This is a genomic window from Caballeronia sp. LZ001, from assembly GCF_031450875.1.
Taxonomy (GTDB): Bacteria; Pseudomonadota; Gammaproteobacteria; order Burkholderiales; family Burkholderiaceae; genus Caballeronia.
This window is the reverse complement of sequence record NZ_JARTVX010000004.1, coordinates 1,509,526-1,523,421: the sequence shown is the minus strand read 5'-3', so window position 1 is coordinate 1,523,421 and position 13,896 is coordinate 1,509,526. Positions and strand designations below refer to the sequence as shown.

At 57.0% G+C, this 13,896-nt stretch carries 16 protein-coding genes and 1 pseudogene; 8 read left to right on the top strand and 9 right to left on the bottom strand.

All coding sequences use genetic code 11. The features are described 5' to 3' along the window. Positions 1-5: 5 nt before the first annotated feature. Positions 6-320: a hypothetical protein gene (locus P9292_RS17765; RefSeq protein WP_309854128.1), complete on the top strand. Its 315-nt coding sequence runs from the start codon at positions 6-8 to the stop codon at positions 318-320. A 556-nt stretch (positions 321-876) separates the two neighbouring features. After that, positions 877-1,641: a class I SAM-dependent methyltransferase gene (locus tag P9292_RS17760; RefSeq protein WP_309854130.1), complete on the top strand. Its 765-nt coding sequence runs from the start codon at positions 877-879 to the stop codon at positions 1,639-1,641. 199 nt (positions 1,642-1,840) lie between these two features. Here P9292_RS17760 and P9292_RS17755 read toward each other — a convergent pair. Beyond that, a pseudogene (locus P9292_RS17755) lies at positions 1,841-2,038 on the bottom strand (type II 3-dehydroquinate dehydratase); the annotation flags it as partial. 341 nt (positions 2,039-2,379) lie between these two features. Beyond that, complete coding sequence (locus P9292_RS17750) at positions 2,380-2,553, bottom strand: hypothetical protein (RefSeq protein ID WP_309960395.1); 174 nt, start codon at positions 2,551-2,553, stop codon at positions 2,380-2,382. Positions 2,554-2,621: 68 nt separating this feature from the next. On the opposite strand from P9292_RS17750, the gene P9292_RS17745 reads away from it, so the two are divergent. From P9292_RS17745 to P9292_RS17730, 4 genes are all read left to right on the top strand, one after another. Beyond that, positions 2,622-3,578: a DNA cytosine methyltransferase gene (locus P9292_RS17745; protein WP_309854134.1), complete on the top strand. Its 957-nt coding sequence runs from the start codon at positions 2,622-2,624 to the stop codon at positions 3,576-3,578. Next, positions 3,578-4,510, top strand: a complete 933-nt coding sequence (locus P9292_RS17740) for an NgoMIV family type II restriction endonuclease (RefSeq protein WP_309854137.1) — start codon at positions 3,578-3,580, stop codon at positions 4,508-4,510. Before P9292_RS17745 ends, P9292_RS17740 begins: the two co-directional genes overlap by 1 nt. A 10-nt stretch (positions 4,511-4,520) precedes the next feature. Continuing rightward, the gene (locus tag P9292_RS17735; protein WP_309936397.1) at positions 4,521-4,955 is read left to right on the top strand and encodes a very short patch repair endonuclease; all 435 of its coding nucleotides are present in this window, start codon (positions 4,521-4,523) and stop codon (positions 4,953-4,955) included. Between the two features lie 961 nt (positions 4,956-5,916). Then, positions 5,917-6,084, top strand: coding sequence for a hypothetical protein (locus P9292_RS17730; RefSeq protein ID WP_309854140.1), 168 nt, complete (start codon positions 5,917-5,919; stop codon positions 6,082-6,084). A gap of 401 nt (positions 6,085-6,485) precedes the next feature. On the opposite strand, the gene P9292_RS17725 is transcribed toward P9292_RS17730, so the two are convergent. The 6 genes from P9292_RS17725 to P9292_RS17700 form a co-directional block, all read right to left on the bottom strand. Beyond that, entirely contained in the window at positions 6,486-6,761 is a 276-nt protein-coding gene (locus tag P9292_RS17725; RefSeq protein WP_309854144.1) for an ogr/Delta-like zinc finger family protein, read from the bottom strand. Beyond that, positions 6,758-7,012 (bottom strand): ogr/Delta-like zinc finger family protein, encoded by a 255-nt coding sequence (locus P9292_RS17720; protein ID WP_309936398.1) that lies wholly within the window; start codon positions 7,010-7,012, stop codon positions 6,758-6,760. The genes P9292_RS17725 and P9292_RS17720 overlap by 4 nt, the downstream gene beginning before the upstream one ends. A gap of 32 nt (positions 7,013-7,044) precedes the next feature. Beyond that, complete coding sequence (locus tag P9292_RS17715) at positions 7,045-8,922, bottom strand: replication endonuclease (protein ID WP_309960393.1); 1,878 nt, start codon at positions 8,920-8,922, stop codon at positions 7,045-7,047. A gap of 901 nt (positions 8,923-9,823) precedes the next feature. Next, complete coding sequence (locus P9292_RS17710) at positions 9,824-10,042, bottom strand: hypothetical protein (RefSeq protein ID WP_309849279.1); 219 nt, start codon at positions 10,040-10,042, stop codon at positions 9,824-9,826. 1 nt (position 10,043) lies between these two features. Then, the gene (locus tag P9292_RS17705; RefSeq protein WP_309849276.1) at positions 10,044-10,958 is read right to left on the bottom strand and encodes a DNA adenine methylase; all 915 of its coding nucleotides are present in this window, start codon (positions 10,956-10,958) and stop codon (positions 10,044-10,046) included. An 8-nt stretch (positions 10,959-10,966) separates the two neighbouring features. Continuing rightward, positions 10,967-11,182, bottom strand: a complete 216-nt coding sequence (locus tag P9292_RS17700) for a hypothetical protein (RefSeq protein WP_309849273.1) — start codon at positions 11,180-11,182, stop codon at positions 10,967-10,969. 872 nt (positions 11,183-12,054) lie between these two features. Here P9292_RS17700 and P9292_RS17695 point away from each other — a divergent pair. Next, positions 12,055-12,351 carry a hypothetical protein gene (locus tag P9292_RS17695; protein ID WP_309849269.1) on the top strand — a complete coding sequence of 99 codons (297 nt, stop codon included), beginning with the start codon at positions 12,055-12,057 and terminating at the stop codon, positions 12,349-12,351. A 101-nt stretch (positions 12,352-12,452) separates the two neighbouring features. Here P9292_RS17695 and P9292_RS17690 read toward each other — a convergent pair whose 3' ends face one another. Then, positions 12,453-13,010 carry a hypothetical protein gene (locus P9292_RS17690; RefSeq protein ID WP_309849266.1) on the bottom strand — a complete coding sequence of 186 codons (558 nt, stop codon included), beginning with the start codon at positions 13,008-13,010 and terminating at the stop codon, positions 12,453-12,455. A gap of 383 nt (positions 13,011-13,393) precedes the next feature. Between P9292_RS17690 and P9292_RS17685 the strand changes: the two genes are divergently transcribed. Further along, positions 13,394-13,723 (top strand): helix-turn-helix domain-containing protein, encoded by a 330-nt coding sequence (locus P9292_RS17685; protein ID WP_309849264.1) that lies wholly within the window; start codon positions 13,394-13,396, stop codon positions 13,721-13,723. Positions 13,724-13,896 lie beyond the last annotated feature (173 nt).

Below are 13,896 nucleotides of genomic sequence, written 5' to 3'. Positions count from 1 at the left end.
GAAACATGAGCAGTTTGAAAACGCAATTCGAATACGCCGAACCGGTCGCCATCGGCATGAACACGGCGGGACTGAACGAGTCCGCGACGCTGTTCCGCCGTCGCTACCACGCCAATGGTTCACATGCCGGTTTCATCCTGTACCTGGATGATCCATCGGTCGATCCAGAGGATGTGGACGCAATCCGTCAGCTGTTGCGCGAGACCAAGAACCTTAGCAACTTCCGAAATCTGTGCGTACATCCGGCCAGTCGAGACGGCAACGGGAACAACGGCTCGCTGGAGTTGACTCCGATATCGGAAGTGGCTGCCAAGAAGTAATTTTCTAACATCGGAAATATCTCGCGCGATGATAGCCTCGCCGCCAACTCCCCCGAGATGATGAACGACGAGTCACCGATTGTCGCACTGACACCGGTCGAGCGTGATTTTTCGAGCCTGCGTCTGGACGCGCACACCGCGCGTCAAAGTGCGTCTGGAAATATCCTCCGAAAGTCGCCGAAACCCGCGTCGCGTCGGCCTGCGCCCGTCCAACCTTTTGCGTCTGAAAACGCCATTTTGTTTTGGATGGCAGGCGCGGAGGGGACTGCGATTTTCGAGGTCTCGCGAGCGGCTTCTCCCGTCGCCCTCCTCACGCGAAACGGCACCATCCGCTGTGTGTGAGCGTCTTGCCCTGGCGGCGACGCTTGAGGTGTACTTGGATCGAGTGAAATTGTCGGCAGCGAGATGGTTTGCGTTAATGTCGTTTGTGACGCGCTTAACTTTAGATGGGTGGCAAGGTGCGGTAGACGTGGCTGAAATCGCCCAACTTCGGTCACTCGACAAGCACTCGTACATCGCTGACAATTAACTACCTACTACAATCTAAGGTCACTTCATGATTCGATCCGCAGAGAGCTTCTACGATGACATGGCATCCTCTTATCACCTGATTTTCGACAATTGGGATGAGGCGATCGAGCGTCAACGTGCGGTATTGGCACCGCTCATAAGCGAATCCGGTGTCCTCGGCACCATCCTCGACTGCGCATGCGGAATCGGTACGCAAGCGTTGAGTCTCGCACGCGCGGGGTATAAGGTTGAGGGTACAGATATATCGAAGACGGAAGTTGAGCGAGCGGCGCGGGAGGCTGCTCTGCGAAATCTGAGCGTCGAATTTCGCGTGGACGATATGAGGCTGCTCGTCACGTGCAAGGCGCAATATTACGGCGCGGTTGTGGCTTTCGACAACGCCATTCCGCACCTGGATAGCGACGAGGAGATCGCCCAAGCGCTGACGGCAATGCTCAGATGTCTAAGAGCGCGGGGTAAGATTTTTGTTAGCTTGAGGGACTACGGCACGTTGCTGACTCAGCGACCGATTGTGCTGCCACCATCACTGTTCATGGACAACGGTCTTCGCCGCATTGTGCATCAGGTGTGGGACTGGCAAGACGCTCGGCGTTACACGGTCCATTTGTATATCACCCGTCAGACAAGCGGTCTTGACTGGCAGTTGAGCCATTTCGTTGGTCGCTATCGGGCTATCACGCCCGAGGAGTTAGCGACTCTTGCTATGCAGGTCGGATTCAACGACGTACAGGTCCTGTCACCAACTGTCACTGGCTATTACCAACCGATTGTTACGGCGACGGCCCCGTAGTCTGCCCTGTTCGGTTGAGCTTCGAATGGCGGCTGCCGTGAACGATGACCGTCCCTTGTGGGTGGCGTGCCGCCGGTGAGCGGCAGCGGTCGCTTAGGCATGCATGAGGCGCATGCTGGCCAGATGCGGACATACGACCAGCACCGGCGACCAGCGTTTAGCGGCTGCTTCGCTTCGCGAGCAGCCATCGATTTGTCCTTCACTTTTGCTTGGTTTGAGCGACCGCCGCCCGCCAGGCGAGCAGATAGCTCTGCACGCCAAAGCCGCAAATCTGCCCAGCGACGACTTCGGCGAACACCGAGTGATGCCGGAACAGCTCGCGTGCGTGGATGTTCGCCATATGCACTTCCACGACCGGGCAGGTGAGAATCGCTAGCGCATCGCGGATGCCGTAGCTCGTCGGCATCTCAGTTCTCGATGCCGAGGACCTCAGAGTGTTTTGCTCGGACGAAAGATTCGTTCACTTGACCCACGATGCGGCTACTCAGTATGGCCGGAATGTTGCTCGCGCCGCGATCGCGTCCGGTATCAACTCCGTCTGAGGGTGTCGCGATCGCTCCAGGCGAACTCTTACCCCCTTCGGATCGCATGCATTGGGCGGTTAGCGCGTCGGTGTTGGTTTGAGTCATCGTGCTTTCGACTGCTTAAATTACAAAATGTAATCTAACCGCGCGATGTACAGGTTAGCCGGGCCCGTCACGACCGCCACATCGCCAGCGACTTATGCGGTAGAATTGGCTACACACGCGTGTATCCATGCAGGTTTTCTGTCCAATGCACAGCAAAGACGTAGGTCTCCGTATTCGCGTTGAGAAGGAGCTCCGCGCTGACTTCCAGCGCGCGTGCGACGAGGACGAGCGCGCCGCTTCGGAAGTGATACGGCAATTTATGCGTGAGTTCGTAGAACAGCACGCTAATCGAAGACAGCAGAGCTTGTTCGCGGAGCAGCACAAGCCTGAGAATTCACAACAGAGAAATACATGAGCGACTTCTCGTCACTAGAAATGTGCGCGGGCGCTGGAGGTCAAGGCCTCGGGATCGAGATGGCCGGCTTCGACCACGCCGCCTTGATCGAGATTGAACCTCCCGCCTGCGCAACGCTTCGATTAAACCGTCCCGACTGGAACGTAATCGAAGGGGACCTCCGCAAGTTCAGCGGGAAACCCTACAGAGGCATCGATCTGGTAGCAGGCGGCGTCCCCTGTCCGCCGTTCTCCAAAGCTGGCAAGCAGCTCGGCGCAGACGACGAACGTGACTTGTTTCCAGAGGCTATCCGATTGGTGGACGAGTGCAGGCCGCAGGCCGTGATGTTAGAGAACGTCCGAGGATTGCTCGATCCCGTATTTAGTGATTATCGCTTGAATGTCGAGAAGCGTCTCAAGAAGTTGGGGTACGTCGCGGGGTGGCGCCTGCTCAACGCTTCCCACTACGGGGTCTCCCAATTGCGCCCGCGGGTGATTTTCGTGGGTATCAGAAAGGAACTAGCAGACGCATTTGCTTGGCCAGAGCCGCTTAAAGCAGAACCGCCGACGGTTGGCGCGCTCTTGCACGACTTGATGAAGGCAAAAGGCTGGCGCGGTGCGGACCGCTGGCGCGAGATGGCAAATGCGATTGCCCCGACGCTGGTCGGTGGCTCCAAAAAGCACGGGGGTCCGGATTTAGGGCCGACGCGCGCCAAACGTGCTTGGGCGGCCATTGGAGTTGACGGAATGGGACTATGGGACGAAGCGCCCGACCGCGACTTCGTTGGAATGCCGCGGCTTACGCCTCGCATGACTGCACGAGTACAGGGATTCCCGGACGATTGGGCGTTCGCAGGAAAAAAGACGGCGGCGTACCGGCAAATTGGGAACGCGTTTCCGCCGCCAGTTGCAGCAGCTGTCGCGCGCCAGATTCATGCCGCGCTGTCGGTGCAACGCATATTCAAGGTTGCGTGATGACCAACAACGATTCAGCAAACAACAATTTGTTTAGTCCAACGCCCGAAAAGGTTGTTGAGACGATTGCGTCCGATTTCGCATACTTCGCGGAAGCACGCAAGTCTTTCCATGCCTCGCTGCTCAAATCAATCCTGACCATCAGTAGCGATGGCATAGTTAGCAACGCCGACGGGAGCAATGTCGGGAGCAAAAAGATTGCATTGAGCATCGCAGAACAACTTAAGGCAGAGACGATCCAGGAACGTAGCGCAGGACAAACCGCAGGCAACAAGTTCGAGGACTTCGTCGCCGCATTTGTGCGTCAAACTTTCCCGAAGCTTGACCATTTGCGGCCGGGCAGCTGGGATGTGCGTAGGGTCAGCGGTCGGAATCGCTTGGAGATCGCAAAATATGATCAGTATGCTCATCTAATCGCGCTAAACAAGGCTGCAAACGATAATCCGGAACTGGCTGCAGCGTTGGGCAGTGACTACACGATTACGCCCGATATCGTCGTGGAGAGAGCCACGGTTGACGACGAATTGATCAATGCGTCCGAATTGCTGGTGGACGAGAACGTCACGACGCGTGCAGGTCTCCGGAAGAGGAACGGCGGTAAGGCACTCCTGCACGCGAGTATTTCGTGCAAGTGGACAATTCGGAGCGACCGAGCGCAGAACTCGCGATCCGAAGCATTGAATTTAATTCGCAACCGAAAGGGTCGTCTACCCCATGTCGTCGTCGTTTCAGGAGAGCCAACGCCGAATCGGCTCGCGTCAATTGCGCTTGGCACTGGTGACATCGATTGCATGTACCACTTCGCTCTATACGAGTTGCAGGCTGCGGTGGCAACCTTAAACATGACTGACGCTGCGGACCTGCTGGCTATCATGGTCGAAGGCAAGCGGCTCAAGGACATCTCAGATTTGCCGCTTGACTTAGCGGTTTGAGGGCTTAGCGATGGCAATGAGCCGCAATGAGAATATGCGGCGCATCCGCAGCAAGGACACTGCGCCTGAGATGAATGTGCGACGACTGCTGTACTTGCTCGGTTATCGCTACCGCCTCCACCGGAAGGACGTCCCCGGCAAGCCTGACATCGTTTTCATCGCGCGCAGGAAAGCCATATTTATTCATGGATGTTTCTGGCACCAACACGCAGCGTGCAGAGAAGGGCGTCTTCCGAAAAGCAATGCCGGATATTGGCAGCCGAAGCTTGAAAGGAATCAGGAGCGCGACCGGCAAAACCAAGATGCCCTCGCGACACTAGGATGGGATGTAATGGTCGTTTGGGAATGTGAAATCGCTAGCGACCCGACTTTGTCCGAGCGGCTTGTAAATTTCCTAGGGCCGTCCACCTTCAACGACAGGGAGGCAAACTCAGGCAATCAATGAAACTTCCGCTTATTGCGTTCGCCGCATGTCTTATCAACATCGATACGGCCGCTGCCGACTTCACGCCGCCGGTATCCGAAACTTTGCTTTGTACCGTCACGTCGATCTACACCAGTAATGACGACGGCAGCATGCGGAAGATCACAACACTTTCAGAGTTATCTCCTCCCCCGACAAATCATCGGCTTAAAGTTCATGATTGACCGCCCGACGGGCGCGATGGTCGACAAATATCATTCAAAGAAAGGGCTGAACGTCTCAGTGCTCGAATACGGCGATAGTCAGATAGTCAGCAGTCGCACACAGCGATTGAACGAAATAGCAGCGGCTACTTTTGGGTGTCTTATATGGTTATCGACGTATATACCCGCGGACCTCGAAAGCCGTTTAGATACGCGGATACGAATCAGATCGACGCCAGCTTCTGCCAATGAGCGAACAAGCGATGACTTAAACACTATTCCAATACGCTCTGTGTTGAAGCCAACTTTTTTACACCAGCACCGCCTTTACAGATCAATCGACAATGCCGCATCAACTGCATTCCCGTCTAGGGAATAACGGGAATGCAGTCAGCGTGATAGGCGGGCCGTAAGCATCGCTATTCGTTAGCCGTTCTGCTCGAGCCCAACCGCTTTCATGAACGCGGCTAGTGTAATTTCTTCTCCGGTTGCCCATTCCCGGTGTTTCGCTGCGTCATAACCAGAACTAGCCAGCAGACTCGCGGATCTCTCAAGGCATTCCCGATCCGGACGTGCGGGACGCCTGACGCTCTTCGGTTGCGCGAGTCTGGCGGTCGCGGCTATCGCCATGTTCGCGTCGGCCGGCGCCTCGCCGCTCGTCGCAGTGGTCGCGCTATGCGCAGCCATCGCGGGACGGTTCAACGGTTCAACGGTTCAACCAATCTTTTGGACGATGCTCACGAACCGCATCGGCGGAATGGCGGCGGTCCGGCGTGGCGATGGTAAACACGATCGGCAACATCGGCAACTTTGTTTCGCCAAAGGTGAAGGCGTGGGCCGATGCGAGCTTCGGATCCGGCGTGGCGGGTCTGATTCTGCTGAGCGGTGTCGTCGTGTTTGCCGCGGTGCTCTTTATCGGCGCGCCGTTCTCCGCAACTGGCCGTTGAGAAGGCTCTGCACCCGTAGAGCGGAAGCGTCACGGCGGCAAAGATGAATGGCGGTGTGTTTATGCTTTCGCCGTTTCCTGGCGATTATCAAAACGATCATTCGAGCGAGCAAGTTCCAATAGAGGGCAACTCTTGGTGCTTCTTTCGACTGGTCGTCCAACAATTGAGTCGACCGATCGAAAGTCCGATGTGCCGTCGGAAGCAGTCGGCCGAGGGAACGCCGACCGGACAGCTGAATGGGGTCGATTTCAGCCGCTTTGTGCTACTCCGACGTTGGAAGCGTAGCCCGGATAGTTCAGAGTGACGCGGGTCGCAAGCTGGATGTTAAGGGACCTGCAGTTCGAACTCGAATGAGCGCGGTTATTAGCAAGCACTGCGCTCATTGATGCGCGATTTCGGCGTCATTGTCCTTCTTCATATCGGTGTGTTTCGCGCCCGCTGACGAAAACCGCCTCTTCGCCCAGATCTACATCGGCGAATAGCGGCAGCGACTGCCGTCGCCCGAGCTTGGGAATCGGGACGACGGACGGAATCAAATCAATACGTGTGCGGCACGCGTGACCACACCGCACGTTGTCGCACTGAAAATCGATTAACCACGCTGTTTCCGAAAGCTTCTCCATCGCGCGTGCGATCGAGCGCGAGCCACAATGCGGGCATGCAATCGAAAATCTCACGACACCCCCCGTACGCGTTTGGTTGTGCGCGAATTGACTGGCCCACGCAGCCCAGGCGCAACCCCGGTGTGAATCTCCAGCACGACATGTGGATTCGGAGCCTGCGCGGGCGACAGCGAGAACAGGATTTCGAAACTGGCCGGAGCACGGTATCCGCACGACTCACAACAGAAGTACAGGCGACGCAACAGGACACCGAGTTGCTCGCTGTGCCGCACTTCCAATTCTTCGCCACACGATGGGCACTCCATGACCATCGTGCGCGGCTGATCGACGCATTCGCTCATGACGCCACCCATCGCGTTTCGCGTGTCCAAATCGAGGGGCGGCCTCTCGCTTCCGCAAGCGCGTAGTCCGCAAGCCAATCCCCTACGTCATCGGGACTCACGTGAATTTGCTCGACCGCACGTGCAACCGGCCGTGCGTGCAGATCGGAACGCGCATGCCTATCCGGGACATCGGCCGTGCGCCACGAATTCGTCGTCGGCGCACCCCTTCCCGCAGGCTCGCTGTTATCGGCGCGATCGTAGTCAGCGATCCAGTCGTCTAAGTCGCTCGAATCAGGCGTTTGACTCTGCGTACAGTTATTGACACAAGTCCAAGGGCGCGCTTCGCGCGCTAACCCCAATCCCAACTCCCAACTCTTGCGGCTCGAATGACGCGTGAGGTCGTTCTCGGCATCGCTCGCCACACGCGGCGCGATCGTCCATGTATGCCGGTTCGTGCGCACCACGATGCTCACGAACTTCTCACGCAACACGATCCCGTCTTGCTCAAACCGAATGCCGCGAGCCTCCAGGCCCTTGACACAATCGCCCACTGGCTCCCCATACTGGCCGAGGTGCGCATCGTATTCACGGTAGATCTGCACCGGACGGTCGCCGCGAGGACAGAAAATGCCGCCATTGGACTTCACGTACTTCGCCCAGGATGCGGACTCGACCTCACCATCGCTGTACTGGAATTTATTCACGGCCGCGTACATTTCATCGAGCACGCAAGGCGCGCCATCAGGCACCTTGTCGAGTCGGCGCGCCTCGCGCCATACGGTTACAGGCGGACCACCGATCGGCTGGAACTGACGGATGCCCCACGTCGATGCCCACGCATCAACCCGCATCGCCGTCTCAAGACCAGCGTTGCCAAACATGTCGTCTTGCACGCCGTAACCGTCGATATTCTTCGCGACGTATTTCGCGATGTAGCCCGCCGCTGTTCCTCGCTTCCAATCGATCGGCCTGAAATCGACGCGGTGATGTTTCGCGCCTCGCTCATCAGGCGAATCCTCCAGCGCGTAACGTCGTATCCATGCGCACAAGCGCGGCAACAGCGCCGCACGCTCGTCTCGTACGAACACGTCTTTTACGCGCCCGCGCTGACCCGGAGCGCGCACGCCTTTGCGGCGACGGAACAAGGCGGGATCGAAGAAGACAAGAAAATGCCAATGCGGGGTGCCGTCGTGATTGGGCTCCGCGATACGAAAGCCGTACCACTTTACGCCGTGATTGCCAAGGAACGCGCGCAGACGCGCGAACATACTCGAAAGATAGGACTGCGCTTCGTTCGGTAGCGTGCCGTCGTATCGCGGGTTCTCTCGCACGTTCTTCACGTACCACCGGCCTTTCGATCGAACGGATCGCTTGCCCTTGGTGAACTTGTGCATGCGTGATGGGCATGTCACCGTAAGGAACAAGCCGATGTGCCCGAGCTCGCGTGCGATTGCCTCGCATCCATTGATGCGCGTCATGAGTTCGCCGCGCTTGATCGCAGGGTTCGATACTGAGCGGGCGCGTAAGTCAGCCAAAGAAAGACACGCGCCTTCTTCGTTTGTTGCAACTATCCGTTCAAGCATTCGTTGGGTCCGCTTGTGCTGCTGCACGCGCCTTTTGAGGGATTCATCGCTCACGTACGAACCCATCTTTGCGTTGATAAACCCAAGTTGCATCGCCGCGGCTTCGAAGAACTTGCGGTGCATGACGCGAATCACCTTGCGCCACCACTTCGCGCAGGTCATGCGCAAAATTGCCGGCTTATCCATCGCGCCCGCGATCGTGCCGTTACGCGTGATGCGCATCGGCTTGGGTGGCTCGCAATTGAACCTGCGCACGATGTCTTCCAACACCGCGCGCCGATTCTTCACATCGGTAATCTTGGAGGCCATCGTCAAACATTCGCGAGCCTTCCTTTTGGCCGTTTCGCGAATCAAATCGTCGTCAGCATTCAGCGGCAAACGTAGCGCGTTGAGGCGCTCCGTGATATTCAGCAAAAACAGGTTTGCAGTGCGACGCGCATCGATCTGACGTGACGCGTGCCGCTCACGCCACTGCTGTGTGATGTGGTCACGCCAACGAACCGGGAAGTTTCGGAGTCGCTTCCCGGCCCACTCTTCATCAGTCGAAAGTCGGAGGTACGCCATACAATATATAAGCGAGGCTATTTTCGTCTTCGATATGCAGCTTCTACGGTCGACCCGCCCTCATATTGCGCACCGCAGTCGTAAGCCGCACGCATTGCAGCGCCTTGGTCAACCATCCACTGCCTGCGCAATGCGCAGCACTTGAGCTTCAAGACATCGACGCGCGCCTGCGTGTGCTCCAAAGCGATGGACCTGCCGGCGTGCGCGCCCTTGATTGGATTGCTTACAACCGAAACCTTCTAACTCATGGATACGGAGACAATCTCGTCAAGATGCCCCTCCTAAGCAAAGCCCTGTCGTTGTTTGTTTAGCCTTGCGTAATAGGTCTCGCGACGAGACATCAGTCGGCAATGGGCTTATCTGGTTGGAACTGCTATGTGGTGGGAGCTCTCCCGCTTCAGAACCGACATCGGCTGCCAAGCCACGTCATCAGCACCTTGCGCTACGAGAGCTCCCGTTGGCCTATACATTTCCATTCAACCTCGCTACACCCGCCGCACGCTTTAGCTGGCCATACTGGTAGCGAACCATCTTCATCCTCTGGTTGGGCGCCGCACCATGTGAGCATGCCGACTATGGCGATTAGCCAGATCGCCCACCATGGCATAAAGTTCTTCTCGGGCTTCAGGTTCATAGGGTTGTTTTCCTAGTTGGCAACATAACGGCTGCGCTTTGAAAGGTCGCGCAGCAATGGACGCAGTATTCGCATTGCTGCCGCTTCGGCTTGATCCGATAACGCCGTGCGCCGCGGGCTCGACAGCTCAGGAGCCGTAGCAAGCACGCCCGCACCAATGCCAAGAACAGCTAAATCCTCGATCAGCAGTTCGCGCGTTGAATACACCTCATCGTCGCGGCGGTGATCCATGTCAGCCCCGCGTCGCGCCAACCGCGAACAGGGGCATGTCCGTTGCATCGTCGCCGAGACATACTGACGTGCTCGGCTCGATGCCGGTTGCTGCGCAAGCCGCAGGTGAAACCCAAATCACTTCCTCGCGCGCCACAGTGCCGACCTGCCCGCTCCCACGCGTGCCACGAGTGAACCGCGCCCACTCACCTAAGGCGCGGTCGTACATTCCCGACGCATAGCCGCTGACGACGGCCATACCATGCAGATTCGCGAGCATCGCCAGCAGATCGGCATGTTCTAACGTGGACATTTCGCAGCGATAGTCGCGGCCGAGCCCACGCGATACGCTTTTTCGCACTTCGGGTAGGTACGGCGGATCGACGTAGAACAGGACATTCGGCGCGTCGTATTTCGCGATCAGTTCGACAGCGGGCATATGCTCGATCAGGGTTCCGCGCAAACGGGTACCAATAGCCGCGAGGCGCGCGGGGTACCGAAGCCATTGCCCCGCCCCATCCGACCAAACGTCCGCAGCAAACCCGGTCGGAGCGTGCAGCGGGCGAGCCGATCCACTGCTACCGAAACCCATCTGCGCCCGGACGCACAACCGCCGCGCGCGCTCAACCGGCTCATCCGTCTTAAGCCATGCATCGTCAAACTCGGCGCGCGCGTACGGTGTCGCCTCCAATGCGGCGATCAGACGTGCGCGCATTGCATCGTCTCGGACCACGCGGAACAGATTCACAATCTCGCCATCGAGATCGTTGTAAATCTCGACTCGGCTACAAGGTTTTCGCAGAAGGACGGCCGCCGAGCCACCAAACGGCTCAATGTAGGTTTCATGGGGCGGCAGGTGTGCCAGTACCCACTCAGCGATTCGAAATTTGCTGCCGAAATATGAGAGAAACGGGGTCTTGATAGCCGCCTCAGGCAAGCCGCTCCTCATGCGATCACCTGCTCGGAATGGCGCACGTGATCGCGAGCATCTTGCAATGCCCACTCGCGGGTTTTGAAGTGCTCGGATATGTCGTGCCCCGCCTCTTCATACCAGTGAAACTCGACTTCGCGCGCAACGAAATAGCCGCCGCGCGCGGCTTCCGTGTTGTAGTACGGGCCAAATTCGGTAATGCCCGGTTCTATCTGACGGCCGGGTTGCATGGTCAAACTGCCCGAACGAAGGAGAGCTTGCACTCGGAGCGGCTTGCAACGACTGCATGCCGGTGCGCCGCTTCAGACTCATCAAGCGCCCGCCGACGCGCCATCTGCTCCGCGTTACTTGCACGGATCACTCGCGCAATCGCGATCCTCTCTTCGTTTTTCCAGTTAGTACTGCTATATATAGTCATCACTTAAGCTTCCAAAGATGCCGACGCCTTAATGCGCCAGCGATGTCAGAATGGAATTTTGTTGTAGCGTAGCGTTCTCATGCGACGCGCTCAGTGCCTGGAAGATGCGCGTTGCCATCGAGCATTACGAGCAGCGACACCCCGGGAATTCCGTGGAATGGGACCGGCAGAGGCGAAGCTCAATGGGAAGCAAATCAGATTGGTCCAATCCAGCAAATCGCGCCACATATTCCAGCGACGGCATCTGATCGACTGCAGCACTCAGCACTTCCCGTAACGGGACGCTAGTGCACGATGCGCCGACAGCGATGTCGATCCTTAGACCCGCCCACTCTTCGCGCGCCCGTGAGCCGTTTACGCAAATCGAGGCAATCGCCTCCAACTTCGAGGCTTGCTGTTTAACGTCAACATAAAGCAATACGTTTTTCATTGGTTCACGCGGTTTATTGCGCGAGTTGGATGTGCATGAAAGAACGTCGGCGATCGGGACCGAGACCAGCGTTGAAACCCCATCAGCGTGCTGGCGACCACTGCAATTCATAGAAACCTCCGAAGTTGTGCCAGTAGCGGCAGTGCGTCGGTCGTCACACCTTATTCGCATCCGCGTTCGGCAAAAGAATTCCTCAGACAATATGGCAAAATTGACGTCTCTTACCTCGTCAACGTTCCATCCAAGGAGAAAACATGACGACACCTTCAACTAGAGCCTTCATCATCGCTACCTTCGATCCGGCTGAGTACCGGGACATCAAATCGATGTTGGTCGACGGCGATGCGTTGCCAGAAACATTCGAAGAGTGGGACTCGAATCTGAATCAAAAGGCTATCGAGTTGCTGAGTACATCTTCCTCGACAGCCATCGACACTCCAATCGTAAGACTCACCAAACTTTCGGAATGGTGTCGCGCCAGACAAGTACCGCTGAGTCGCGCCGCGTGCGACCAACTCGCATTGGAACTTGTTCAAAAAACCGCGCATTAGCCCGCGATCGACGATAGGAGATTGCAGCTCGGCGGAATTTTGCGCGTTCGAATTCATGCCGAGCGCAATCCGCTTTGAGGTCGATGTTTGATCGCACAGATTCATGCCGTGCCCCTAGAATCATCAAGCTCCCGCACGGGCGGGCGCTTTCTTGCGGCGCAATCGTTCACGACTCGCGGACGCCATTCCATTTCGAACGCGCGATGCAATACATCACTGCGCGCACGGAAGCGCACCGGATCCTGAGTTTCGGCAACGCCATCCTGATGATTCGCGATATTCCAAAACGAAGTCTGATGCCACGACAACAATCGCGAAACGTTCGCGATCGTGACGTGTGCCCGATGAAGTTCTAGGCACAGCGTTGCGTGTGCCCGATGAAGTTCCTGGCACAGCGTTGAATCGTAAGTGGCTTCGATCACTGCCCTGCGCTCTTGGGAGCGGACAAAGCCGCCCCCATCCTCGATAACAGCGGCGTGATAGTTCGCCGTTCGCCACATAAGCTTCTGCTCGAAAGTCACAACACCGAGCGCATTGCGGATGATGATGTCCGCAACGCGCAGCTCGCCGCGCAGCTCGTTGACGCAATCGGCCCACACGGCGGGATCGCTAGAGGATGCGGCGCGATCTTTAACCGAAAAGCGTGATTGATCGCTCATGCTGCCCGCCTGTCGCACTGTGTTTCCGTCATAGAAGTCCAAATATGGACTTTGACGAGCACTCCGTCCATCCATGCGCGGAAATCCAACGTAAGCGCTCGGCGCAGAAGTTTCAAAGCTTCGAGAGTTCTCTGAATCGAAACGTGCATTTGACTACCCCTTTGTTTCTACCCGTTGGTGGATGCTGCTAGTGAAGCGTCGCCCCGGCGACTAGCGCCGTCGCACTAGCACCGGTGGGTAAGGTCGGTTGCCGGGGTGACAAGCGAAGAATAGTTCGAGCCCTCGACATATGTCAAGAGCTCGATATATCGAGACTCTCGATCGTTGCATGTTCTCGAACATCGAACTACCCTTGGCTCTGGGTTGTTTTTATGGGGAAAGAAATGAAGTCAACGATTGACTATCTCGACGAGGCGAAGCGTTGCCTCGGCATCGAATCCGATTACGCACTTGCTAAGGCGGTGAACATTCGCGCTTCGACGATAAGCGGCTATCGAGCGGGACGTAGCCATTTCGACGAAACAACTGCTTTGAAGATTGCCCAAGCGTGCGGTATCGAACCGATGGAAGTTATCGCTGCTGCTGCTTATGAGCGCGCGAAGTCTGCTGACGTCCGGACGATTTGGTTAGGTGCTTGGGAAAAATTTTCCAAGGGTTTTCGGTGGCTGGCGCTACCCGCTAACGCTTGTGGGGCTTGGCTCCCGCAGGTGTAACGCCAGCTGCAGTTAGCGAAACTTTTTGTGTTATGTAAAGTAATGAGTTGCCCGCCGTATCAGCTCGTCTGTCTTCAGCCAAAGCACCACGACAACCGCCAGCGCAAATCAACCTCGTCGCGCCGAAGCGGACAAATCCATCATCAAAACGGTCGCGCGAAACGTCAGCGACA